Below are 24,971 nucleotides of genomic sequence, written 5' to 3'. Positions count from 1 at the left end.
TAACAATAGTACATTTATTTTCTTAATGATATAGCAATTGTTACCAGGTCATAAAAGTTGGTAACATATTCATTATACCACAAATCGAATTATATTTCTTTTTGTCGAAAAATAAAATTGTGATGGAATTATGTTTATTTTGAAAGCGATTACGTTGTTAAATAGATTTCTAGTAAAGTTGAACTACTTCTATATATCTCGTTTTGAGAACAATTCTATCGAAATTATATATTGTTAATATAAATTTTAACAGATAGTATATGTTTATGAAAATAATTTGGAGAAATATAGTGAAACGGGGAGAAATAATGTCGAATAATCAATTTCCATTAGCACAAGGTCTCTACCGTCCAGAGTTCGAACACGATGCATGTGGAATCGGCTTATACGCGAATCTTAAAGGAAACGCTTCGCATGAAATAGTGAAACAAGGGCTTCAAATGCTTTGTAAACTCGACCATCGTGGTGGCCAGGGGAGTGACCCACTAACTGGAGACGGTGCTGGAATTATGGTGCAAATTCCAGATGCATATTTTAAAAATGAATGTCCGGAGCTAAATTTACCTGCAAAGGGACGCTACGGTGTCGGAATGATTTTTTTTACCAATGATGATCAATCAAGGAATGAAATAGAAGATTATATTAATAATCTTGTAGTGTTTGAAGGACAAACATTACTAGGGTGGAGAACTGTGCCTGTAAATGTCGAAAAATTAGGAAAAGTAGGAAAGGAAAGTAAACCTTTTATTCGACAGGTGTTTATCGGTGCCAACTCTGACTTAACGGATGATCTTGCTTTTGAACGTAAGCTATATATCATCCGAAAACAAGTAGAATTTTTTGCTCAAGAAAGAGAAGCGCGTTTTTATTTTGCAAGCCTTTCTTCGCAAACGATCGTATATAAAGGATTGTTAACTCCTGAACAAGTGGATGCATTTTATCTTGACTTGCAGAATGAATCGTTTGTATCGGCTTTTGCATTAGTTCATTCGCGCTTTAGTACAAACACATTCCCAAGCTGGGAACGAGCACATCCAAATCGTTATTTGATTCACAATGGTGAAATCAATACATTACGCGGCAATATAAACTGGATGAATGCCCGTGAACAGCAATTTGTATCTGAAGCATTCGGAAATGACTTACATAAAGTCCTTCCGGTATTGGATACAACTGGTAGTGATTCATCCATGCTTGATAATGCTTTTGAATTTTTCGTTTTAGCTGGACGGTCACCGGCCCACACAGCGATGATGTTAATTCCAGAACCATGGACTGAAAACCCGCACATTTCAGATGAAAAGCGTGCATTTTATCAATATCATAGCTCATTAATGGAGCCATGGGATGGCCCAACTGCGATTTCGTTTACAAACGGGAAACAAATTGGAGCGATTTTAGATCGTAATGGTTTACGACCTGCACGCTACTATGTCACGAAAGATGATTATATTATTCTTTCATCAGAGGTAGGCGTGATTGATGTTGAGGATGATAATGTTTTATATAAAGAAAGATTAAGTCCTGGGAAAATGCTATTAATCGACTTAGAGCAAGGAAGAATTATTTCGGATGAGGAAATAAAGTCGGAAATGGCTCAGGCTCAACCCTATCAGCAATGGCTTGATGGGCACCTTGTGAAATTAAGTGACTCAATCCAAGAAACCGAACTTGAGCCACTATTGGATCTTCGTGTGCGTAAAAAGGCGTTTGGTTACACTCATGAGGACATCAATAAATATTTAATTCCAGTCGTAACAGAAGGAAAGGATCCACTTGGATCGATGGGGACCGATACCCCTTTAGCAGTTTTATCGGATCGTCCACAATCCTTATTTAATTACTTTAAACAATCATTTGCCCAAGTAACGAACCCGCCAATTGATGCGATTCGAGAGCACATTGTTACATCTACGATGACTTTACTTGGAGCTGAGGGAAATCTTCTTCATCCGAACGCAGAAAATGCGCGCCGAATTGAACTTGATACGTTCGTATTGTCTAATGATCAGCTCCAGCAACTAAAAACAGGAGTACCTTCTGATTTTACAAGCCATATTTTAGAAAGCTTGTTTACTGATGATTTGGGTGCTCGTTTAGAAGAAATTTGTGAGGAAGCTGAGCAAGCAATTACGCAAGGAACGAAGCTCCTTATTTTATCTGATCGGAATATGACGGAGGAAAAAGCGGCAATACCAGTTTTACTGGCTGCAAGTGCGTTACATCAGCATCTTGTTCGCCGAGGCAGTCGAACTGAGGTTAGTATTATTGTTGAATCAGGAGAAACGAGAGAGGTTCATCACTTTGCTGCATTACTTGGCTATGGCGTTGATGCTATTAATCCTTATCTTGTGTTTGAAACGTTTAAAAAGTCCATCGCTGATGGAGTTTTGGCGTTAAATTATCCACAAGCCGTTGAAAAATATATAAAGGCCGTAACAGAGGGTGTTGTTAAGGTCATGTCCAAAATGGGTATTTCGACGGTACAAAGCTATCGTGGAGCCCAAATCTTTGAAGCCGTAGGCCTAGGTGCTAATCTAATTGAACAATATTTTAGCGGTACAGCATCACAACTTGGTGGAATTGAATTGGATATTGTCTCTAAAGAAGCGTTGTTACGTCATCAAGAAGCATATGCAGATACTATTGATGATACGCTCGATTCAGGTAGTGATTTTCAGTGGAGAAAAAATGGAGAACACCATGCATTTAATCCTAAAACCATTCATACATTACAGCTGTCAACACGTAAAAATGATTACGAGTTATACAAGCAGTTTTCTGTGGCTGCGAATGAAGAGCGTATGGGCTTTTTGCGAAATTTGTTCTCTTTTGATGAAGAGCGTCAAGCTATATCGATTGATGAAGTTGAGTCCGTCGAATCCATTGTGCGCCGCTTTAAAACAGGGGCGATGTCATTTGGTTCTTTAAGCCAAGAAGCTCACGAAGCATTAGCGATTGCCATGAATCGTCTTGGAGCGAAAAGCAACAGCGGTGAAGGTGGAGAAAATCCTGCTCGCTACATTCCAGATGCCAATGGTGATTCTCGCCGCAGTGCGATCAAGCAGATTGCCTCTGGCCGGTTTGGGGTTAAGAGCCACTATCTAGTTAATGCTGATGAGCTTCAAATTAAGATGGCTCAAGGAGCTAAGCCTGGAGAGGGTGGTCAGCTTCCAGGGAACAAGGTATATCCTTGGGTCGCAGAGGTTCGTGGTTCGACACCGGGAGTTGGTTTAATTTCACCACCACCGCATCATGATATTTATTCAATTGAGGATTTGGCTCAATTGATTCACGATATGAAAAATGCTAATCGTGATGCACGTATTAGTGTAAAGCTTGTGTCAAAAGCAGGCGTTGGAACGATCGCAGCGGGTGTGGCAAAAGGAGCGGCTGATGTCATCGTTATCAGTGGTTATGATGGTGGAACAGGTGCCTCACCAAAGACAAGTATTAAACATACAGGACTTCCATGGGAGCTTGGCTTAGCAGAAGCTCATCAAACCTTGATGTTAAATAGCTTGCGTGACCGTGTTGTTCTAGAAACGGACGGTAAATTAATGACCGGCCGTGATGTCGTTATGGCAGCATTACTAGGTGCAGAGGAGTTCGGTTTTGCAACAGCACCACTTGTAGTACTTGGCTGTGTCATGATGCGTGCCTGTCATTTGGATACCTGTCCAGTTGGAGTAGCCACACAAAATCCGGAATTGCGCAGAAAATTTGCGGGTGATCCAGATTATATTGTGAATTACTTTATGTTTGTTGCTCAAGAAGTTCGTGAGATGATGGCAACGCTTGGCTTCCGATCTGTTGAGGAAATGGTCGGGCGTACCGATGTGCTAAAAGTGAGTGAACGAGCACAAAACCATTGGAAAGCTCAGCATCTGGATTTAAAAGCACTGTTACATCAGACAGAAGGTCCTCGTACATTCAGTACGCCGCAGGATCATAAAATTGAAAAATCCTTAGATATGCGAAAGATTTTGCCTGCCGTGAAAGAAGCATTAGAAAGTGGCGCAAAAATCGATGAAAGCTTTACGATTAAAAATATTGATCGTGTCGTTGGAACAATTGTTGGTAGCGAAATCTCGAAAAAGTATGGCGAAGAAGGATTACCAGAAGATACGATTAGCCTTCGCTTTACAGGCTCTGCTGGTCAAAGCTTTGGTGCGTTTATCCCGAATGGCATGACGATGTACTTAACCTGGTGACGCAAATGATTATGTTGGCAAGGGACTTTCTGGTGGAAAAATTATCGTTTCTGCTCCAGAAGAATTATCGCTCGATTCTGCAGAAAACGTAATTGCTGGAAATATTGCCTTATATGGGGCAACGAGTGGAGAAGCATTTATTAATGGTCGAGCTGGCGAGCGCTTCTGTGTTCGTAATAGTGGCGGAGATGCTGTAGTGGAAGGTCTAGGAGATCACGGCTGTGAATATATGACAGGAGGCCGTGTCGTCGTGCTGGGTGCAATTGGTAAAAACTTCGGTGCCGGCATGTCTGGTGGTATTGCTTACTTGCTTACAGATAATCACGAAGAAACAAAAGCACTGTGCAATGATGAAATGATCGATTTTGAGACACTTACTGATATAAATGAGATAAATGCTGTAAAGCAATTAGTCCTGAAGCATCATCAATATCCGGAAGCCCACTTGCCGATTACGTGTTAAATAATTGGTCTGGCAATGTTGGAAGGTTTTTAAAAGTCATTCCAAAGGACTACAGACGAATGATGGCGCAAATTGAACAACAACAGGCAATTGGCTTATCTGACGAAGAGGCCGTTATGAAAGCATTTGAAGCGAATGTTAAGCAACAAAAAGCACCTTCTGTTGAAAAAGAATTACTTGAAGCAGGTAGTAAATAAGAAAGGAGAGAGGAAAATGGGAAAAGCAACTGGATTTTTAGAATATGCTCGTGAAGAAGCGAAGGAACGAAATCCGAAAACGCGTCTTGCCGATTGGAATGAATATTCTACCCCTTTCTCCGATGAAACATTAATGAGACAAGGAGCACGCTGCATGGATTGCGGGACTCCTTTCTGTCATATGGGTATGGAGATAAAAGGTTTAACGTCAGGCTGTCCGATCCACAATTTGATTCCGGAATGGAATGATTTAGTTTACCAAGGAAGATGGCAAGAGGCGTTGGACCGCTTACTTAAAACGAATAATTTTCCGGAGTTCACTGGACGTGTTTGTCCAGCTCCATGTGAAGGATCCTGTACTGTAAATCTCACTGATGAGCCTGCTGTTGCGATTAAGAATATCGAGCGAGCTATTATTGATAAAGGGTTTGCGGAAGGTTGGGTAAAACCAAGAATTCCAGCAGTACGTACAGGTAAAAAGGTTGCCGTTATCGGATCAGGACCAGCAGGGTTAGCAGCTGCTGATCAATTAAATCAAGCAGGTCACCGTGTCACGGTATTTGAGAAGGACGATCGTGCAGGTGGCTTGCTCATGTACGGAATCCCTAATATGAAACTTGAAAAAGATGTCGTGGAGCGTCGTGTTAATCTGTTAGCGCAAGAGGAAATTGAATTCGTCACAAACACAGAGGTTGGCAAGGACATTACTGCTGCTGAGCTTCAAGCACAGTATGATTCAGTAATCATTGCAATTGGTGCACAAAAGCAAAGGGATCTTGTCTTGGAAGGTCGCAACGCTAATGGTATCCATTTTGCAATGGACTATTTAACCCAAACAACGAAAAGCTTATTAGATTCCAATTATGCTGATGGTGGTTTGATTGACGCAGCCGGTAAGGATGTCATTGTCATTGGTGGCGGTGATACTGGTGCTGACTGCATGGCGACAGCTCTTCGCCAAGGCTGCAACAGCGTCGTGCAATTTGGTAAGCATCCAAAGCTTCCCGGCTCACGTGATGCAGACAATATGTGGCCTGAACAGCCTCAGGTCTTTACAATTGATTACGCACATAAGGAAGCTGAAGCTACTTTCGGTGGCGATCCACGCCAATATTGTATTCAAACAAAGAAAATCGTTGCTGATGAACTGGGTCAAGTTAAAGAATTACACACAATTCAAATGGAAAAAACCGTTGATGAGAACGGAAATGTACTCTTTAACGAAATACCAGGGACGGAAAAAGTATGGCCAGCGCAGCTTGTATTGATTGCGATTGGTTTTGAAGGACCAGAACAAGGGCTGCTTACTCAGTTTGCATTAGAAACAGTAAACTGCAAAGTAAAAGCAGAATATGGGGAATTTACTACGAATGTAGAAGGTGTGTTTGCAGCTGGCGATGTCAGACGCGGCCAAAGCTTAATTGTCTGGGCGATTAACGAAGGCCGTGAAGTAGCACGCGAGGTTGACCGTTACTTGATGGGCAGCTCAAATTTGCCGTAAATATTGGGGTATTAATCATATAAGAATCGGGAATGGCGTGTGCAATTATGTTTGCACACGTCATTTTATATTGGCTTTAATTGTGGTTTACTGATTTAGTAAAAATTATGTGAGAGGATAGTTTTTTTTATCGATAGATAATATGATAGGTAAATAGGTTTGGTCAATTAAAGAGGTGTTATAGTATGAAATTAATATTTGTTATGTTAGGTGGATTTTTTGGTGCAATTTGCCGGTTTGCATTAGGAGAATGGTTAAATGCTGATAATGGATTTCCTATTGGTACGTTAATCATTAATATACTTGGGTGCTTTTTTCTCGGCTGGTTTCTAACCTTTGGTAGCATCAAGAAAAAGGTTAATCCGGAATTAACCCTGTTAATTGGAACGGGTTTCACCGGGGCTTTTACAACTTTTTCAACCTTTTCTGTTGAGACGTTACGATTACTCCAAAAGGATTTTATTTTTCAAGCAGTAATCTATGTGCTATTATCCATTTTTGTTGGTTTAGGTATGAGTTATATTGGCTGGAGAATTGCAAAATCCAGAAGACATGAAGGCGGTACAGTATGATTTGGTTAATCGGATTTGGTGGCTCATTAGGGGCAGCTACAAGATACTTATTAGGTGGCTACATCAATAATAAAAATAGTAAATGGAGTCCTTTTCCACTTGGAACATGGATTATAAATATTACCGGTTCCTTTATTCTTGGATTGTTAGCTCATCTTTATCAAAACTATTCTATCAATGAAGCGCTTTGGTTGTTTGCAGGGGTTGGTTTTTGTGGTGCCTATACAACGTTTTCTACCTTTGGTTATGAGACTATCACCTTAATCCATAATCAAAAAATAAAATTAGCGGTATTTTATGTAGCAGTATCTGTTATCATTGGGATTATGTCTGCGTGGTTAGGATATATTCTGATTTAAACAAGAGCTTGGATCATTTGATCTCAAGCTCTTGTTAGTAAGTTGATGTTGTTAGTAGAACCGTGGTTTATCTACAAAATGAGCATATATGCCTTTGGGTGAGCATAAATTAATTTTCATGTGCATATTCACAACTAAACGATCATAAATTTTCAAAGTTGTATTATAAAATGAATAAGTCGTGCATAAATCTGAAAAGTTGGATCATAAATTTTTGTACTTAGATCATATCCATAAAAAGACATGCATATCAGCTCATTGGTGTGCATAAAATTGCTTTCTTTTTGAAAAATGAAGCTAAGTTCAGCAAAAAACGCTATTTTTTAGTAAAAAATTAATATTGAAAACAGTAAAAAGCTTCTTTTAAAAGTAAAATCAGTTAGTTTTTCAAAAAAACAGCTGAAGCGCAAATCAATCAGTAAGTTTAACTGAGTTGAGACATTTTAGTGGGAGCTATATAAACCCTATTTTCAGAGTACCTCACCGTTACGAACATTTTTCGTGACCACAACACCAGCGCGAATGATTGCACCCTTCCCAATCGTTACACTCTCCATAATTACGGCATTAGGACCGATGATCACATCATCTTCTATGATAACCGGTGAAGCAGTGGGAGAGGAAATAACTCCTTTAATGACGACTCCTGCTCCAATATGACATCGTTTCCCGATTTTCGCCCCACCGCCAATCACAGCGTTCATGTCAATCATTGTTTTTTCACCAATATGTGCTCCAATATTAACACAGGCTCCCATCATCACTACGGCATCATCTTCAATGATGACTCCCTCGCGAATGATCGCACCAGGCTCAATCCGTGCATTTATCTCCTTAATGTCTAACAGATCGATTAATGAGTTACGACGGTCTGTTTCGATGAAATAGTCAGAAATAATATCGGAATGTTGATCAATTGCAGCTTTAATGTCGCCCCAATCGCCAATCACAATCCCGCCATCACCGAAATGAATCACCTTACTCGCTTCCCCGAAATCGATTTCTGACAGTCGACCTTGAATAAATGCTTTTACTAAAGTTTTCTTTTTTGCATTTTTTAATAATTGGACAATACTGTTACTCTCCATATCAAACTCCTAATCAAAAATTTCTATCATGCTTTTTCACTTCGTTAACTCTGCAACAATTTCATAAGAGCGCAACCGGGCTTGATGGTCATAAATTTGCGTATTAACCATTATTTCATTAGCTTCTGTTGTTTCTAGAAACTTATCAAGTTTTACCTTTACTGTCTCAGGCCCGCCGATGATCGATGTAGCGAGTCGTTCATAAAGTAACGATTTTTCAAAATCTGTTGAAATCTCATCAATATTCTCAATCGGTGGTAAGAGCTTGCTTGGCTTATTTCTGATTAGATTCAAAAACTGTTGCTGCATGGAGCTTGCAAGAATTTTTGCTTTTTCATCTGTTTCGGCAGCAACAACATTAACACCAACCATCGCATAGGGCTCTGATAATACATCAGATGGTCGGAAGCTACTTCGATATAACTCTAATGCAGGAACGGTATATTCAGGAGAGAAATGGCTGGCAAATGCAAAAGGAAGACCGAGCTGTCCAGCTAATCGCGCGCTGTAACCACTAGAACCAAGCAGCCAAACTGGAACGTTCGCTCCTTCACCCGGAATCGCACGGACAGACATTGTTTCTGCTGCAAGCTTGGGATTAAAATAGGCACGAAGTTCTGCCAATTGCTGTGGAAAATCGTCATGCCGCAAATCTCTTCTGAGAGCATGTGCAGTCACTTGGTCGGTGCCAGGGGCACGTCCTAAACCAAGATCGATTCTCCCTGGAAAGAGGGCATCAAGTGTTCCAAATTGTTCTGCGATCACGAGTGACGCATGATTTGGAAGCATGATTCCTCCTGACCCGACGCGAATAGAGGATGTACCTGCAGCGACATGACCGATGACGATGGAGGTTGCAGAGCTCGCGATGCCTGGCATATTATGGTGCTCAGCCAGCCAATACCGTTTATATCCCCATTTTTCTACATGCTGGGCTAAGTCACGAGTGTTGTTTAAAGCATCAGTGGCGTTCCCACCTTCAACAATGGGCGCAAGATCAAGAACGGAAAATGGAATGTTTTTTAGTCTCTTTGTTGTAACAGCTTTTGTGTTGTTCGACATCTTCTATTCAACTTCTTTCTAAATTGATTAATTTTATGCTCCATTTAAGTTTTCTTAAACAAACATGAAATCTGACATATCTATCTTAATTAATATTTCGAAAAAATGGAAAAGGGTTGCTCAAAGAAAATCTGCCCCCTCATATATAGAGGGGGCAGCAAAATATTATAAGTGAGCGATGTTCATAAGAGCTGGAATAAAGGAACTTGCCCATATTAATGTAATGATAGCCGCAAATATCATAGCGAGGGTTGAAAAGGTTGCTTCTGTTTCTCCGTATTCCATTGCTTTTGTCGTACCCACTCCATGAGCACTCATACCCAATGCAAGTCCTTTAGCAATCGGGGATTGAATCGACATCCATTTGAGTTCAAGTGGCCCTAATATTCCACCAATGATTCCAGTAATGATGACGAAAATGGTCGTTAAAGTTGGTAAGCCACCAATTTCCTTAGAGACCTCGATTGCAATCGGTGTTGTAATCGAGCGTGGTAACACGCTTATTAGAAATTCAGGATTTAAATGAAAGATAAGGGATAATCCGAATGATGAAAAAATGGCAACTAAGCTACCAGCTGTAATGCTAATCAAAATGATGACTAAATTCTTTTTAATCAAATGAAAGTGCTTATATATTGGGATCGCAAAAGCAACGGTAGCTGGACCTAGCATATGCGTTAGTCCTTTTGATGCCCCGATAAACCGATCAGCTGGGAAATGAAGAACACTTAATATAAGGATAATGATAATCGGACAAATTAGTAATGGATGAAAAAGTGGAAATGCCGATTTTTTATAATAGCTCTTTGTGATTCGATAAATAAAATACGTTATAACTGTAGTTAATAAAAAGATCATTTAGCTTCACTTCTTTTGCTTATTTTATAGAAGGCATCCGCTACATATGCGGTAACTCCAATGACAATTAATGTACTAAGTCCGATTAAAAAGAAGGTTTTCATTCCTTGCCAACTTAAGATTTCATCATAATTAACGATTCCTACTGCAGATGGAATAAAGAACAATAGTAATTCAGCTAACAACCAATTTCCTCCTTGTTCAATCCATTCAAGTTTGATAACTTTTACCGACAATGCGACTAAAAGTAAGACGAGACCATACATCGATGCCGGAATCGGCAATGGAGCAAAACTCTTTAAGATTGATCCAAGAATTAAGAAAATATGAATAAACAATATTTGAAGTATGATGGTTATGATTTTCATGTAATATCTCCCTTTATATACAGATAGGAGCCGTCTAGAACTCCTATTTTTAATGAAATTTGTTATAGGGAAATATTACTACACTCCTATATATTCGTAAAATATATATAAATTATGTTTGTTATAACTATAAGTTATATTGATAAATCAAAATAAAATCACTAGACAATAAAGTCAATCAGCCTTCTCGCAGCATTTGAAATATATCGTCCTTTTTTTGTAATGATTGCTAGGTTCCAGGGTGTAGATGGGATTAAATCGAGAATCTTAACTTTCTCATTTTGTACCCGATTACAAATCGAATCAGGTAGAATCGTTATTCCTAATTTCGCCGCTACCATTTCCGACATAAAATCCCACTGAGAACTTTTAAACAATACTTTGGGTTCAAATCCTATCTCGATAAATTTTTCCCACATAATATCATGCAAAGCAAAGTCTTCGTGGTAAAAAATGATGTCTTCATCCTTTAGTTCTGATAAATGCACCGTTTGTGAATCAGCTAATCGATGCTCAAAGTGAACTAATAATTTCATTTCATCCTGTACAATTGGGTAAATATTAAACTGTTGATGATCAACTGGAAGAACGGCTACACCAAGTTCGAATTCTCCTTCATCTACACTTTTTACAACCTTGGCTGCACCATATTCCTGAATATGAATCTCGATATTTGGATATTTTGTGTGAAACTCGGCAATGACCTTTGGGAAATAAAGGCTGCCAATAATGGGAGGAAGCCCGATGTGGATCGATCCCTTATTAAGGTTTGTAAGGTCATGTAATGTTGTTTCCATTTCCTCAAAAAGGGAGCTAATTCTTTTCGCATATTCCATCACAATCAAGCCGGCATCTGTTACATTGCTTGTTTTATTTGTTCGAACAATTAATGTCATACCAAGCTCGTCTTCTAGCCCTTTAATCATTTTACTTAATGCAGGCTGAGAGATGTGGAGGGCTTCGGCAGCTTTAGTTATACTCTTATGTTTGACAACCTCTGAAAAGTATTTTAATTGTCTAATGTCCAAGTTCTTCACCTCATTTTATTCATTATAGCAAGTAGAATCACAATGCTAAAGGAGTGTAATAGGTGTTTTCCTTAAATGCCAATGATTGCAATTGACTCTCATTAGCGAATGGAGTAATATAAGACCATAAGCTACGTTGTTCGTGACGATAATAAAGTTTTAACCTTTATACTTGGTTAGGGAGTTTAACATCGATGCCTAGCTGACAAGCCTTCGTCTATATGACAGGGAGGACATGCGGAGTAGGTATCTGAGGACACCCACTTTGAGGAGTGGTGGTTTAAAACTTTCTTAATAAACGTTACGGCAAAGGTGGCTTGTATTTTACCTTTTATAAAATTAGAAACCAGGTTCCTAGAGGAATCTGGTTTATTTGTGTGCTCGGATAGTTTAATTGTCTTGTCTCATCCACAAAGTTTTCTTACTTTAACCCTCGTTTAACCCTCGTAAATGCAATAAAATCAATGAACTCTTCTTTTGTTAGAGCTATTTCATCGAGTGTCACAAGTACATTATTAGAGGTCAATAGTTCTGTCAACTCTAGGTTTGTATTTTTATCTTCAACACGATTTAATAGATAATCAACGGAGGTTTCAAACAAATCAGCCATTTGTGTCAACGCTTTAATCGGAGGTTCTCTGTAGCCAGATTCATATCCAGCATAAGTGCTTTTCGCGATTCCAAGCTGATCAGCGGTTTCTTGTAATGACCAATTTTTATTTTTGCGTAGTTGTGCTAATCGTTGTAACACTAAATCACGACCTTAATTGTAGTTAATTGATTATAACATGAACCTACTTTTGAAAAAAAGAAAAATATACGCAAATAGAATACGCTTATTGTGTTTTTATAGAGAAATAGCGTATAATTAGCTATATTTATTCGCGTATTGCGTACAAAAGCGAGCCGCAACCAGGAGGTTGAACATGAAAAAGCTGTTATTAATCGCGACAGGAGGAACGATTGCTTCAATTGAAGGAGATGAGGGCTTAGTTCCTGGACTTACTGCAGACCAATTACTTCACTATTTTCAGGATTCTGCTCAAAAGGTAGACGTAACCTGTGAAATATTAATGAATCGGGATAGTACAAACATACAGCCTGAGCATTGGGTTGATATGGCTGAAACCGTGGCAAAAAATTATGATCGATATGATGGATTTATTATTACACATGGCACAGATACATTGGCTTATACCTCAGCAGCATTATCCTATATGCTTCAAGGATTACAGAAACCAGTAGTCATTACGGGTTCTCAGGTTCCAATTAGCTTTAAACAAACGGATGCGAAAAAAAATCTTGCCGACTCGGTACGATTTGCCTGTGAAGACATCGGCGGCGTATTTGTAGTATTTGATGGACGAGTTATTATTGGAACAAGAGCTGTAAAGATGAGAACGAAGAGCTATGATGCGTTTGAAAGCATAAACCATCCTTATGTCGCTAATATTACTGGTAATCATGTTCAATACTATTGGAAACCGACGATAACGGAAAAAACGCTTCATGTTGATACTAGTTTATGTTCAGATGTTTTCTTGTTGAAGCTACATCCTGGGACGAAGCCAGCGATTTTTGATTTTTTAAAGGACCATTATAAAGGGATCATTATCGAAAGCTTTGGAAACGGTGGAGTTCCATTTGAAGGCCGGAACCTGCTTCCAAAAATAAAAGAATTAACTGAGCACGGACTTGCTGTTCTGATTTCTACACAATGTTTAGAAGAGGGGCAGGATTTATTATTATATGAGGTTGGACGGAAAGTTGCACAATATGATGTTATTTTATCAGGAGATATGAACACAGAAGCAATTGTGGCAAAACTTATGTGGACTTTAGGGAGAACTACCAATCTGGAAGAAGTGAAACAAATCATTGAAACGCCTGCAGCCTGGGATTTATCAACGGGTTGGCTTAAAGAGGACTAATCTATTTATTTGAAAAACATCTTTTTTCTAAAAGGTGTTTTTTTGCATTGCTTTAGTTGAACAGGTTTTTGAACAGGATTAAAATTGAAGGGGGAAATATATTGGAGAGGAAAATCTGAGGATGAACGAAGGGCTATTAAAAGAAGCGAAGAATTTTATCACTGCTTGCTACCAGGAACTTGGGAAAACATTGGAACAAACCAAGCAACGATTACAGGATGTTGAGAAACAAATAAACAGTCAAAACCATTATGACCATACGTATGAAGAACTTGTCCATGGAGCAAGGATGGCATGGCGCAATAGTAATCGTTGTATTGGAAGACTATTTTGGGAAAGCTTACATATTATTGACCAACGTCATCTAGAAACAGAAGAGGAAATATGCAATGCCTTATTTGAGCATATTGATTTTGCCACCAATCACGGTAAAATTAGACCAACCATCACGATTTTTAAACCGGTGGTCCATAACGAAGTACAGGTAAGGCTGTGGAATCATCAATTAATCCGGTATGCAGGCTATGAAACTGAAAATGGAATGATTGGAGACTCACATTCACTTGAGTTCACAAAAATGTGTCAGGACCTTGGATGGCAAGGAGAGGGCACGCAGTTTGACTTGTTGCCGCTTGTAATCCAAGTTAGAGAGAATAAACCGAAATTTTATCATATTCCTAAAGAAAAAGTGCTTGAAGTTCCAATTCGTCACCCTGAGTATAAAGAGTTTGAAGATTTACAACTGAAGTGGTATGGTGTGCCGATTATTGCGCAAATGCGTTTAGAAATCGGAGGAATTCATTATACCGCAGCACCTTTCAACGGCTGGTATATGGGAACTGAAATTGGTGCCCGAAATTTTGCTGACGAAAACCGGTATAACATGCTGCCAAAGGTGGCTGATTTAATGGGATTAAATACAGAAAGTGCTGCATCATTGTGGAAGGACAGAGCGTTAATTGAGTTGAATCAAGCAATACTTTACTCCTTTAAAGAAGATGGAGTGAGTATTGTCGATCATCATACTGCGGCGGGACAATTTAAATTGTTTGAGGAAAAAGAGGCTATGTGTGGGAGAGAAGTGACTGGGAACTGGGTTTGGCTAATTCCACCGCTTTCTCCAGCAACCACACATATCTTTCATCAACCTTACAAGAATGAAACAAAAAAACCGAATTTTTTCTATCAAAAGGATCTATTTCTTTAACCTCTAATTGTGTTATGTTCGCAATCTAATTTATGTGCGGACATAACACTTTTTTAGTGAAAAGCTACAACTAGCATAGTGGAACTAGTAGTTTGGTTTTAGGTCATATGTATTTAGCGGAATTGTCGAATTCAATCATATATTGGATATTGTAGTTCAATAGTCCTTTTTTAAAAATGTTGTATCCTGACGAACAGACTATTTAAAAGTAAAAATTTTCTGAATATAAGTTAAATTTTGTATTTTTATATTGACAAAAATCAACAACAGGATATAATTTGATTAAAATATCTAAAAATTCTAAATAGGGAGAATTGCACAAAATCATTAGATTGGCAGTTGCGCTCAACTATGACATATTTTTGTTAAACAACAAAGAGTAAACGCTTTCTTGTCTAACAAAAATATATCAATACATTTAAAAAACGTAAACGCTTTCTATGTTGCAACGAACCGAAAGAAGGAGGGTAGTAGAAGTAGAATAGGATATTTTATTTAGCGTTTTCATTCTTTTACAGCGATATCCGGTGATCATAAAAGTTTTTATCACAAAGGTAACTGGACATGGAAATACAGAATTCATCAAATATTTATTTGTAATAATTGTTAGTTACATTGAACTAATTTTCTAGTATTATATCAAAGTATGTTTATTTTAGGAGGATAATATGGAAACAAATACTTCAAACGTAAAAGTGCAAGTGGCTGACCCATCGGCAATTGGTATGTTCGGTCTTGCAATGGTAACTTTAGTTGCTTCATCACAAAAATTAGGGATTACTGAAGGTTTATCATTCATTATTCCGTGGGCATTATTCCTTGGTGGGATTGCTCAACTATATGCTAGTGTTCAAGATGGTAAGCACAACAATGTATTTGGACAAACTGCTTTTGGTGCATACGGACTTTTCTGGATTGGTGTCGGTGCTTCTTGGTTAATCCAAATGGGTGTTTTTGGAGAAGAACTTGCAGCTCAAGTCGATCCTAAGCAACTTGGATTTGCATTTATTGGTTACTTAATTTTAAGTCTTTTCTTAACAGTTGGTGCTACGGAAACAAACATGGTATTATTCTCCATCTTTGTTTTAATTGATGTATTATTCATTGGACTTATTCTTACAACATTTGGTGTAGTTCCTGAAGTAGCACATGAAGTAGCTGCAGTTGCTGAATTATTAATCTCTTTAATTGGTTTCTATGGCGCAGGTGCAAACGTATTGAATAATCACTTTGGCCGTGTTGTATGCCCAGTAGGAAAGCCATTTGGTATTTTCAAGCCTCAATCAAAAATGAAATTAGTAAAAAATGCATAATTGATCGTTAAGCCTGGCAATGGGATTGGTTGACCTCAACGGATCCTGTTGCTAGGCTTTTTTTGTACTCCAAATCCATCACATTGGAGGGGAATAGTTTCCTTAATAGAATAATATATAAATAGATGAAAATGATGGAAACTATTTAGGAGTGAGCCTTTTAATGGTGAAAAATATCTTGGTTTTTGTATATGGAACCTTAAGAAGAAATGAAGAAAATCACTATTTACTACAAAACGAACAATGCGTCGCCCAGCAATGTTGGACAAATGGGCAATTATATGACACGACTGAAGGCTATCCAGCGTTGAAGCAATCGACTAAAGGAAAGGTATACGGTGAATTATATATCGTAGACAAGCAAAAGCTTCAGCAGCTTGATCGGTTGGAGGATTACAATGGACCTGGACAAAAAAATTTGTATAACCGAATCAAACAACAGGTTTACACTGACAATGGTGCATTCGAGGCATTTGTTTATACAATTACTACAGACTATCTAAATATCCTAGTTCGGCAAATTGATAATGGTGATTGGTGTATGCAGCATTCTTTTGTTGAGAATCCCACTTTTTATTATTTTGCGTATGGGAGCTGTATGGACGACGAAAGATTTAGATTAGATGGTGTACATCAATTCTTTCAAAATAAAAAGGGTGTTGGCATTCTAGGAGGTTATCGACTTCGCTATACGAGAAAAGTTTCGGATGGAGGAAGAGCAGATATCGTCGAGGAGGGAGGTGTTGTCGAAGGTATTGTTTATGAGGTGCCAGGTGCCTGTCTCTCTTATTTATATCGTCGTGAGGGAGTAAAGTATAATTCCTACCGTCCTGCATTAATTGACGTAACAGTCAATGGGCAGCTCTTAAAAAATGTGCTTACCTTTCTCGTCGTGAACAAGGATAAGGAAATGGCTCCACCAATTGAATATGCAAAAGAAATCATACGTGGCGGTACAGGTATCCTTAGTGATGAATACATTGAAAAACTTAAACAACAGCTAAAGGATTTTAATATAATATTGTAATCTAAAGGAGATCTTCATTATGTGAAGATCTTCTTCAATTTATAATGGTGTGAGATTACTGATTGAGTATATTTGTCCCATAATTATACAAGATAAACAAGAATAACGAACTGTTCTAGAAGGAGCTGAGGATCAGCTTGCATTTTTCAAAATATTTTTGGCCTTGGGAATCAGATGTGATGATTCAGTACCCATGGTTGCTTCCCATATTCTTTGTGGGTCTCAGTTTCCTGATGTCGATTATTTCATGGATAAGGATGAAGTAGGTATCGTCGCAATGAAAGAGAGTATTTAGGAAAATGGAAATTAAAGGTTTACAAGATGGTTGTGTTGGTTTATAGTTAATTCGTAATAATTGAAAAATTAAAAACTAGGGGTGTCCATTTAGTTGGGCTGAGAGAGAAACGCGCTTGAAGTTTCTTAACCCTCAGGACCTGATCTGGTTCATACCAGCGTGGGGAAGTTAGCATATCTAAATTGGTAATGGTTTTTTAGTTCATTGCTTAATTTTAACTAACAGCTACCGGGGTCTATCATTAGACTCCGGTTTTTTCATGCGGAAAATGAATCGGATTACGTCCTCAACATTTGGAAGGGGAGAATGTAATCATGGTAAATCATTCAGTATCAGATTTGAATCAAGCAATTTTATCTAGTTTTTCTAGAAGTAATAAGGTTTATGTAGAGGGTTCAAGACCCGATATCCAAGTTCCAATGCGCGAAATTGGATTAAGTCCGACAACTAGCATAAAAGGAGAACAGCAAAATACGCCGATTCGGGTTTATGATACAAGTGGTCCGTATACAGATAGTCAACATAATACTGACATCCAAAAGGGCTTAACTCCCCTTCGGAACAGTTGGATCAAGGAGCGCGCAGATGTTGAAGAATATATTGGGCGTGAAATTAAGCCTGAGGATAATGGGTATAAAGATAGCAGCAACCAAGAAAATATCGGGATTTTTCCTGGTTTAACAAGAAGACCACTCAAGGCGAAAAATGGGAAAAATGTTACCCAACTGCATTACGCACGTAAAGGTGTGATTACTCCTGAGATGGAATTTATTGCGATTCGGGAAAATATGGACCCAGAGTTTGTTAGAAAGGAAGTAGCGAGTGGAAGAGCCATCATTCCAGCAAATATTAATCATCCTGAAAGTGAGCCAATGATCATCGGGCGTAACTTTCATGTGAAAATCAATGCAAACATCGGAAATTCAGCGATTAGCTCTTCGATTGAAGAAGAGGTTGAAAAAATGCGCTGGGCCACTCGTTGGGGGGCAGATACGCTGATGGATTTGTCCACAGGGAAAAATATTCATACGACGCGCGAATGGATTATTCGCAATTGTCCAGTTCCAGTTGGTACAGTGCCAATTTATCAAGCTCTTGAAAAAGTGAACGGCATTGCTGAGAATCTATCGTGGGAAGTATTCCGTGATACATTGGTGGAGCAAGCCGAACAAGGGGTCGATTATTTTACGATTCATGCTGGCGTTTTGTTGCGCTATATCCCATTAACTGTGAAGCGCGTAACAGGAATTGTGTCGCGAGGGGGCTCGATCATGGCGCAATGGTGTTTAGCTCACCATAAGGAAAATTTCCTCTATACTCACTTTGAGGAAATATGTGAAATAATGAAAACGTATGACGTAGCTTTTTCGCTTGGAGATGGACTGCGTCCGGGTTCGATTGCCGATGCCAATGATGAAGCACAATTTGCTGAATTGGAAACATTAGGCGAATTGACCAAAATTGCTTGGAAACATGATGTCCAAGTGATGATCGAAGGACCAGGTCACGTACCAATGCATTTAATAAAAGAAAATGTGGATAAGCAAATGGAAATTTGTGGTGAAGCTCCATTTTATACACTTGGGCCACTAACGACGGACATCGCTCCAGGTTATGATCATATTACATCAGCAATTGGAGCCGCAATGATCGGATGGTTTGGAACGGCGATGCTATGTTATGTCACACCAAAAGAACATTTAGGATTACCAAATAAAGAGGATGTTCGTGTTGGGGTAATCACCTACAAAATTGCGGCTCATGCTGCAGATTTGGCGAAGGGACATCGTGGTGCGAGGGAGCGAGATGATGCCCTCTCAAAAGCTAGATTTGAGTTTCGTTGGCGTGATCAATTTAATTTATCACTTGATCCTGAACGAGCAATGGAATATCATGATGAAACACTTCCCGCTGAAGGAGCGAAAACAGCCCATTTCTGCTCGATGTGTGGACCAAAATTCTGTAGCATGAGAATTTCCCATGATATTCGGGAGCAAGCCTTTGAACAAGGTAATAGCTTCACAGCAAGTATCGATGAGGGAATGCAAGAAAAGGCAAAAGAGTTCCGTGAAAGCGGTGGGGAAATTTACCAAGATTAGATGAGTTAGTGCTGCATACCCATAAATATGGAATCGAAAAGATTGACTTAAAAATAATTAAGGTGGATCGAACAGTCACTTAGAGTAGTTTTACGTAAACTAAAAGTCAGAATTGAGCTGTCAAAGTGCACGTAGAGGATTACTACGTGCACAAAATCTTATCTCAACATTCAAAAGGTGCACGTAGAAAGGGTATACGTGTACGAAGAATTGAAATGGAGTAGGAATCGTACACGTAGAATCAAATCTTTCTAAATTGGGGTATAAAAATGAAAGACACGATAGTTGAAAATCTAAAAAAGCTTGAACAGCAACACGATATTAAAGTGATTTTTGCCGTGGAATCAGGAAGTAGATCGACAGGTATTCCTTCACAGGACAGTGATTATGATGTGAGATTTATTTATGTCCATCGATTAGAGTGGTATTTATCAATTGATGAAAAACGAGAAACACTTGAAGTTCCGATAAGTGATCACTTGGATCTTAATGGGTGGGAGTTACGCAAGTCACTACGATTGTTACGTAAATCAAATCCCCATTTATTTGAATGGCTTCATTCCGGAATCCAGTATGCCAAGGTCACGACTTTTCTAGAAAAAATCAAGTCATTGGAGCAGGAAGCATTTTCTGCAAAGCCAGCGCTATTTCACTATTTAAATATGGCAAAACGGAATGCTACCGATTTTTTTCAATCAGATATAATCAAAACAAAAAACTATTTTTATGTATTAAGACCGGTATTAGCTTGCCTTTGGATTGAGAAATATCGGACCTTTCCACCAGTTGAACTACGAGATCTCGTCACAAAGCTAATACAGTCTGCTGAAATTAATCAGGAAATCGAGACTATAATCGAAAGAAAAGTCGCGGGTATAACGGAGACGAGTAAAGCTGAATTTCAAAAATTAAAGCAGTTCTTGCAGCTTGAACTCGAGCGGATAGAGGGAGTTGCCAATAATTGGAGCGAGGAAAAAGTCAATCTCACACCTCAGCTGAATAAACTTTTTCGCGAGATTTTGGAACAGGCCTGGAAGGAATAAATGGACGTAATAACAAACAAAGAGTAGCTGACATGAGCAGCTACTCTTTTACTAAAACGAACATTACTTATCAAGCTGTAAATCAGTTGCTGGAATAGGGATAATTTTTCCACCAATTTGTACATGAATTGTATCGTTAAATATGGCTTTTACGAATCCTTTTAATGTTACAGATGAATCCACAGAAATATTCTTATCATTAGTTTTTTTAGCCATAATCACCAACACCTTTCAAAGTTTTTAAGATTTGAAATTTGGAAAAATTATTAATAAATGAATATAGTCATATTGTACTCAATTATTAGCCCAATTGGCAAAGAAAAAGTATTGATTACATTATAATTTCCCATTGGCAAAATTATGATTGAAATCGATTGATCCTAGGCCACCTTTTTCCTAATATATCAGGAACTGGGTAAAATTTTCAGTTGTCATTGTCTCTGTTGGATGTTATATTGATTAAGCGATGAGCTAATTTGCATAAGCCAATCTACATGCCTACGGGCTAAACGTATGAATGTGGTCATACGGTCGATTGCCGCAAACGCATAAAAAGACGCCTGTTTTTAGAACAGGCGTCTTTTTTCATGGGCTTAAAGGAAACGAGAAAAATGGGAAGAAGATAAATGTTATAGGAGTTTGGATTCAAGCAATTAGGTCGGTAACTAGTACATTAGCATCATAAAAAAGTAAAAAATAACATTTACCACATCAAGAAAAAAACCATATAGTTTATAATTTATACACATTATTAACCTCTTTTTATAGCGCTGTCAATCTATAATAAAAACAAACAGATAAATCTCACACTTGGAGTAGTGCAGCATGAAAAAAATTCAATTATTTTCACTGTTTTTATTGTTAGGATTGACCCTAATTGGCTGTTCGTCTAAAGAAGAAGTACCCCCACCAACGAAACAAAAAAGTGAAAAAACGGCAACGGTACAAAATGATGTTATTGATCCAAAGGAATTACTAAATAGTCTCAAAAACCACACACCAGTTGAACCATTGGGAAATATTCCTATACCAGCTGATAACCCAATGGAACCAAAGGTACTTCAGTTAGGGCAAGTGCTGTTTTTTGATCCTCGCCTTTCTGGAAATAACGAAGTAAGTTGTGCAACCTGCCATGATCCCAATTTAGGTTATGGGGATAATCGGCCCACTTTTAAAAAGATAGATGGTAGTGATGGCGCAAGAAACAGTCCAACAATTATTAACTCAGGATATTACACATCGAATTTTTGGGATGGCCGAGCTAAAAGCTTGGAGGAGCAGGCCCTTGGACCGATCCAAAATCCAAATGAAATGAACCAATCACTAGCAGATCTCCTTCAAGAATTAAAAGGTATTAATGGCTACGAAGAGCTGTTTTTAGCTGCTTTTTCAGATGGTATTACTGAGAAAAATATTGCAAAGTCTCTTGCTGCTTTCCAAAGGCAGATTGTTGTTAAGGATATTCCCTATGACCAATTTTTGTCTGGAGATACGAAGGCTTTAACACAACAGGAACTTCGTGGTCTAAGGTTGTTTACTGGGGAGGCTTTTTGTTCAACCTGTCATAATGGTCCCAATTTATCAGATAACCAATTTTATAATGTTGGGTTAAATACAGAGGATGTAGGTCGCTTTGCGGTGACTAAGGATGAAAACGATATTGGGAGAATTAGGACACCAGGACTTTATGGAATCACACATACAGGACCTTATATGCATAACGGGAGTATAGACAGCTTAGAAGAAGTCGTTGAATTCTACGACCGAGGTGGAGACGGTCATCCGAATACCAGCTTTTTTATCCGGCAATTTATGCAACCGCTAGGATTAACTGATCATGAAAAGGAAGATCTTGTCTCCTTTCTGAAAACCTTAGGTGGAAAACCACCAGTGTTTACAGCTCCTGAGCTTCCAGGGGAAAAATAATGAATGCTTGTTATGTAAAAAATGCCAGGAATATAATCAATTTTCCTGGCATTTTTATGTGGATTATTTCTAACAAATCTTTTGGATTAATTCAATACTATTGTTTTTAGGTGAATTAACTAAGGAACTTACCTCATACGCCTCCATTAATTCAGCGTCTAAAGGAGTTAAGAGCTGTTGAAGTTCAAGCGGATTTGTAATGGCCGGATTTAGCCAAACCTTTTCGTCTTCACGTTTTAAAATGACCGGCATTCTGTTGTGAATGTCTTTCATAAGTAAGTTTGGTGCTGTAGTAATAACAGAGCACGAGAAAATTGATTTCCCTTCAGGTGATTTCCATTGCTCCCAAAGTCCGGCCATTCCAAACAATTCGTTGTTTTTTAATTTGATCCGCATCGGAGTCTTCGCATTTGCCTCATCACGTTTCCATTCATAAAACGAGTCGGCGATGATTAAGCAACGTTTTTTCTTAAAGGCATTTCGAAGCTTGGTTTTTCGACAAGTGTTTCCGCGCGTGCATTGATCATTTTATTTCCAAATGTTATATCCTTAGCCCATGGAGGGATAAATCCCCATCTTAAGTAGCCCATTTTGTTGCACGTGCCGTTGTTAATTATTGCTAAAACAGATTGAGAAGGGGCAACATTATAATTGGGGAGGTAACCGTCTTCTTCGAGAAATGCCTCGATATCAAATCGGTTTATAATCTCTTCTATTGGGGCAGCTAATGTAAATCGGCCACACATCCTAATCACCTCAAATGATCTTTTAATCTATTTTAACAAAAGAGTTTATCGAGGTTCAAAAGGGAAGGGGATGTCTAAATTTTAGAAATAAAAAATTTAGGTTCACAAAATTGTCATTGACTTCGACTCGTTTCGACAATATACTTCTCTAGTGGAATTATTTTGATAATTTTTTATTTATAGTAATCGGAGGATCTAATGAGCAGTTTATTCAGAAAAAAATCTTTAAGCACGATGCTGGCCCATAGCAAAAAAATGGGATTAAATCGTACCTTAGGTCTATTTGACTTAATTTTCCTTGGTGTTGGTTGTGTCATCGGGACTGGTATATTTGTGGTAACTGGAGTGGTAGCGGCTGAAAGCACAGGCCCAGCTATTGTTGTATCGTTTATTATTGCGGGGATTGCATGTGCCCTTGCAGCGCTTTGTTATGCGGAGTTTTCGTCGGCAGTTCCGATATCAGGGAGTGTATACACTTATACGTATGCTACGATGGGTGAAATTTTTGCGTTCCTCATTGGTTGGGATTTAATGCTTGAGTATGTGCTTGCCATTTCGGCGGTTGCTACTGGTTGGTCAGCTTATTTTCGATCGTTAATAGAGGGTTTTGGCGTTAATTTTCCGACTATTCTTTCTTCTGCTCCTGGAACAGGGAAAGGTGGGATTATTGACCTGCCAGCGATCATCATCATACTGTTAGTAACAGCCTTAGTTAGTATCGGGGTAAAAGAAAGCACCAGATTTAACAATGTTATGGTGTTTATCAAGTTAGCCATCATATTCATTTTTATTTTCGCAGGGGTTGGATATGTAAAACCAGACAACTGGACTCCTTTTGCTCCTTTTGGTTTTGATGGAATTATAACGGGTGCGGCAACTGTTTTCTTTGCCTATATTGGTTTTGATGTTATTGCCACTGCATCTGAAGAAGTAAAAAATCCAAAACGCGATATGCCAATTGGAATCATTGCTTCATTGGCAATTTGTACGATTTTATATATGGTAGTCTCACTTATTTTAACTGGAATGGTTCCATATACTTCATTAAATGTTGGTGATCCTGTTGCGCTTGCACTAGAAGTAGTTGGATTAAACTCCATCGCAGGCGTGATTTCCGTAGGAGCCGTTGCAGGAATCACAACCGTCCTACTTGCATTAATTTTTGCTCAAGTTCGATTAACCTTTGCGATGAGCCGAGACGGGTTATTACCGAAAAAGTTAGCGGTTGTTCATAAAAAATATAAAACACCGTTTGGAAATACATGGTTTACTGGTTTTGTTGCAGCTGGTATCGCTGGTTTTATTGATCTTACGACGCTTGCTCATTTGGTGAATATGGGAACATTGGCTGCATTTACGTTAATTTCAATTGCGATTATCATTTTAAGAAAGAAGCATCCTGAATTAAAAGCAAGCTTCCGCGTACCATTTGTTCCGGTTTTACCGGCAATAAGTGCGATATTGTGTTTATATTTGGCGTCAAGCCTGCCAGCGATTACCTGGATTTCTTTCCTAATCTGGATTGGTGTTGGAACGATTGTTTATTTCCTTTATGCGAGAAAGCATAGCTTATTAAATATAAATGAAGATGATGAGCGACAAATCATCGCGAAATAGCCAAAAAGAACCCGAAATCATTTCGGGTTCTTTTCTTTTAATCTGACTTCACTTCGT

The 24,971-nt window shown here is 38.5% G+C and carries 18 protein-coding genes, 1 other RNA gene, 2 pseudogenes and 1 riboswitch; of the genes and pseudogenes, 13 read left to right on the top strand and 8 right to left on the bottom strand.

The features are described 5' to 3' along the window. Positions 1-308 precede the first annotated feature (308 nt). The 4 genes and pseudogenes from gltB (at position 309) to crcB (RGF10_RS15550) (ending at position 7,306) form a co-directional block, all read left to right on the top strand. Positions 309-4,874: pseudogene (gltB, locus tag RGF10_RS15565) on the top strand (glutamate synthase large subunit). A 16-nt stretch (positions 4,875-4,890) separates the two neighbouring features. After that, the gene (locus RGF10_RS15560; protein ID WP_318503526.1) at positions 4,891-6,375 is read left to right on the top strand and encodes a glutamate synthase subunit beta; all 1,485 of its coding nucleotides are present in this window, start codon (positions 4,891-4,893) and stop codon (positions 6,373-6,375) included. Between the two features lie 185 nt (positions 6,376-6,560). After that, positions 6,561-6,947: a fluoride efflux transporter CrcB gene (gene crcB, locus RGF10_RS15555; RefSeq protein WP_318503524.1), complete on the top strand. Its 387-nt coding sequence runs from the start codon at positions 6,561-6,563 to the stop codon at positions 6,945-6,947. After that, positions 6,944-7,306, top strand: coding sequence for a fluoride efflux transporter CrcB (crcB, locus tag RGF10_RS15550; RefSeq protein WP_318503523.1), 363 nt, complete (start codon positions 6,944-6,946; stop codon positions 7,304-7,306). Before crcB (RGF10_RS15555) ends, crcB (RGF10_RS15550) begins: the two co-directional genes overlap by 4 nt. A gap of 470 nt (positions 7,307-7,776) precedes the next feature. Here the strand turns inward: crcB (RGF10_RS15550) and dapD are convergent, their stop codons facing one another. From dapD to RGF10_RS15525, 5 genes are all read right to left on the bottom strand, one after another. After that, positions 7,777-8,394, bottom strand: a complete 618-nt coding sequence (gene dapD / locus RGF10_RS15545; RefSeq protein WP_318503521.1) for a 2,3,4,5-tetrahydropyridine-2,6-dicarboxylate N-acetyltransferase — start codon at positions 8,392-8,394, stop codon at positions 7,777-7,779. A gap of 36 nt (positions 8,395-8,430) precedes the next feature. After that, the gene (locus tag RGF10_RS15540; protein WP_318503519.1) at positions 8,431-9,456 is read right to left on the bottom strand and encodes an LLM class flavin-dependent oxidoreductase; all 1,026 of its coding nucleotides are present in this window, start codon (positions 9,454-9,456) and stop codon (positions 8,431-8,433) included. A 165-nt stretch (positions 9,457-9,621) separates the two neighbouring features. Continuing rightward, positions 9,622-10,314: an LrgB family protein gene (locus tag RGF10_RS15535; protein ID WP_318503518.1), complete on the bottom strand. Its 693-nt coding sequence runs from the start codon at positions 10,312-10,314 to the stop codon at positions 9,622-9,624. Next, the gene (locus RGF10_RS15530) at positions 10,311-10,682 is read right to left on the bottom strand and encodes a CidA/LrgA family protein (RefSeq protein ID WP_318503516.1); all 372 of its coding nucleotides are present in this window, start codon (positions 10,680-10,682) and stop codon (positions 10,311-10,313) included. Before RGF10_RS15530 ends, RGF10_RS15535 begins: the two co-directional genes overlap by 4 nt. 161 nt (positions 10,683-10,843) lie before the next feature. Next, positions 10,844-11,719 carry a LysR family transcriptional regulator gene (locus RGF10_RS15525; RefSeq protein WP_318503514.1) on the bottom strand — a complete coding sequence of 292 codons (876 nt, stop codon included), beginning with the start codon at positions 11,717-11,719 and terminating at the stop codon, positions 10,844-10,846. 116 nt (positions 11,720-11,835) lie between these two features. Between RGF10_RS15525 and ssrS the strand changes: the two genes are divergently transcribed. Next, positions 11,836-12,033: non-coding RNA, 6S RNA (ssrS, locus tag RGF10_RS15520), on the top strand. 98 nt (positions 12,034-12,131) lie between these two features. On the opposite strand, the gene RGF10_RS15515 is transcribed toward ssrS, so the two are convergent. Continuing rightward, positions 12,132-12,461, bottom strand: coding sequence for a helix-turn-helix domain-containing protein (locus RGF10_RS15515; protein ID WP_318503513.1), 330 nt, complete (start codon positions 12,459-12,461; stop codon positions 12,132-12,134). 175 nt (positions 12,462-12,636) lie between these two features. On the opposite strand from RGF10_RS15515, the gene RGF10_RS15510 reads away from it, so the two are divergent. The 6 genes from RGF10_RS15510 (at position 12,637) to RGF10_RS15485 (ending at position 20,625) form a co-directional block, all read left to right on the top strand. Next, positions 12,637-13,641: an asparaginase gene (locus RGF10_RS15510; protein ID WP_318503511.1), complete on the top strand. Its 1,005-nt coding sequence runs from the start codon at positions 12,637-12,639 to the stop codon at positions 13,639-13,641. A 121-nt stretch (positions 13,642-13,762) separates the two neighbouring features. Beyond that, a complete protein-coding gene (locus tag RGF10_RS15505; RefSeq protein WP_318503509.1) occupies positions 13,763-14,848 on the top strand; it encodes a nitric oxide synthase oxygenase in 1,086 nt (361 codons plus the stop codon). Positions 14,849-15,516: 668 nt separating this feature from the next. Then, the gene (locus RGF10_RS15500; RefSeq protein WP_318503507.1) at positions 15,517-16,161 is read left to right on the top strand and encodes an acetate uptake transporter; all 645 of its coding nucleotides are present in this window, start codon (positions 15,517-15,519) and stop codon (positions 16,159-16,161) included. 163 nt (positions 16,162-16,324) lie between these two features. Beyond that, positions 16,325-17,188: a gamma-glutamylcyclotransferase family protein gene (locus RGF10_RS15495; protein WP_318503505.1), complete on the top strand. Its 864-nt coding sequence runs from the start codon at positions 16,325-16,327 to the stop codon at positions 17,186-17,188. A 362-nt stretch (positions 17,189-17,550) separates the two neighbouring features. Next, positions 17,551-17,666: riboswitch (TPP riboswitch) on the top strand. Positions 17,667-17,797: 131 nt separating this feature from the next. Then, entirely contained in the window at positions 17,798-19,582 is a 1,785-nt protein-coding gene (gene thiC / locus RGF10_RS15490; protein ID WP_318503503.1) for a phosphomethylpyrimidine synthase ThiC, read from the top strand. A gap of 269 nt (positions 19,583-19,851) precedes the next feature. After that, positions 19,852-20,625: a nucleotidyltransferase domain-containing protein gene (locus tag RGF10_RS15485; RefSeq protein WP_318503501.1), complete on the top strand. Its 774-nt coding sequence runs from the start codon at positions 19,852-19,854 to the stop codon at positions 20,623-20,625. Between the two features lie 63 nt (positions 20,626-20,688). Here the strand turns inward: RGF10_RS15485 and RGF10_RS15480 are convergent, their stop codons facing one another. Beyond that, positions 20,689-20,841, bottom strand: a complete 153-nt coding sequence (locus RGF10_RS15480) for a hypothetical protein (RefSeq protein WP_318503499.1) — start codon at positions 20,839-20,841, stop codon at positions 20,689-20,691. A gap of 609 nt (positions 20,842-21,450) precedes the next feature. On the opposite strand from RGF10_RS15480, the gene RGF10_RS15475 reads away from it, so the two are divergent. Then, complete coding sequence (locus RGF10_RS15475) at positions 21,451-22,551, top strand: cytochrome-c peroxidase (protein WP_318503497.1); 1,101 nt, start codon at positions 21,451-21,453, stop codon at positions 22,549-22,551. A 69-nt stretch (positions 22,552-22,620) separates the two neighbouring features. Here RGF10_RS15475 and RGF10_RS15470 read toward each other — a convergent pair. After that, positions 22,621-23,297 (bottom strand): annotated as a pseudogene (locus RGF10_RS15470) (SOS response-associated peptidase). Positions 23,298-23,495: 198 nt separating this feature from the next. Between RGF10_RS15470 and RGF10_RS15465 the strand changes: the two are divergent. Continuing rightward, a complete protein-coding gene (locus RGF10_RS15465) occupies positions 23,496-24,914 on the top strand; it encodes a branched-chain amino acid transporter BcaP (protein ID WP_318503495.1) in 1,419 nt (472 codons plus the stop codon). Positions 24,915-24,971 lie beyond the last annotated feature (57 nt).

Origin of the sequence: Bacillus sp. T3 (assembly GCF_033449965.1) — a bacterium.
GTDB lineage: Bacteria > Bacillota > Bacilli > Bacillales > Cytobacillaceae > Bacillus_BU.
This window is presented reverse-complemented; position numbering and strand designations above follow the sequence as displayed.

Excerpts from the sequence above, each read along its gene's own strand:
- crcB (WP_318503524.1), top strand. The coding sequence starts at position 6,561 with ATGAAATTAATATTTGTTATGTTAGGTGGATTTTTTGGTGCAATTTGC.
- RGF10_RS15510 (WP_318503511.1), top strand. The coding sequence starts at position 12,637 with ATGAAAAAGCTGTTATTAATCGCGACAGGAGGAACGATTGCTTCAATT.
- RGF10_RS15475 (WP_318503497.1), top strand. The coding sequence starts at position 21,451 with ATGAAAAAAATTCAATTATTTTCACTGTTTTTATTGTTAGGATTGACC.
- RGF10_RS15480 (WP_318503499.1), bottom strand. The coding sequence starts at position 20,841 with ATGGCTAAAAAAACTAATGATAAGAATATTTCTGTGGATTCATCTGTA.
- RGF10_RS15505 (WP_318503509.1), top strand. The coding sequence starts at position 13,763 with ATGAACGAAGGGCTATTAAAAGAAGCGAAGAATTTTATCACTGCTTGC.
- RGF10_RS15485 (WP_318503501.1), top strand. The coding sequence starts at position 19,852 with ATGAAAGACACGATAGTTGAAAATCTAAAAAAGCTTGAACAGCAACAC.
- RGF10_RS15560 (WP_318503526.1), top strand. The coding sequence starts at position 4,891 with ATGGGAAAAGCAACTGGATTTTTAGAATATGCTCGTGAAGAAGCGAAG.
- RGF10_RS15495 (WP_318503505.1), top strand. The coding sequence starts at position 16,325 with ATGGTGAAAAATATCTTGGTTTTTGTATATGGAACCTTAAGAAGAAAT.
- RGF10_RS15500 (WP_318503507.1), top strand. The coding sequence starts at position 15,517 with ATGGAAACAAATACTTCAAACGTAAAAGTGCAAGTGGCTGACCCATCG.
- RGF10_RS15535 (WP_318503518.1), bottom strand. The coding sequence starts at position 10,314 with ATGATCTTTTTATTAACTACAGTTATAACGTATTTTATTTATCGAATC.
- dapD (WP_318503521.1), bottom strand. The coding sequence starts at position 8,394 with ATGGAGAGTAACAGTATTGTCCAATTATTAAAAAATGCAAAAAAGAAA.
- thiC (WP_318503503.1), top strand. The coding sequence starts at position 17,798 with ATGGTAAATCATTCAGTATCAGATTTGAATCAAGCAATTTTATCTAGT.
- RGF10_RS15530 (WP_318503516.1), bottom strand. The coding sequence starts at position 10,682 with ATGAAAATCATAACCATCATACTTCAAATATTGTTTATTCATATTTTC.
- RGF10_RS15465 (WP_318503495.1), top strand. The coding sequence starts at position 23,496 with ATGAGCAGTTTATTCAGAAAAAAATCTTTAAGCACGATGCTGGCCCAT.
- RGF10_RS15540 (WP_318503519.1), bottom strand. The coding sequence starts at position 9,456 with ATGTCGAACAACACAAAAGCTGTTACAACAAAGAGACTAAAAAACATT.
- crcB (WP_318503523.1), top strand. The coding sequence starts at position 6,944 with ATGATTTGGTTAATCGGATTTGGTGGCTCATTAGGGGCAGCTACAAGA.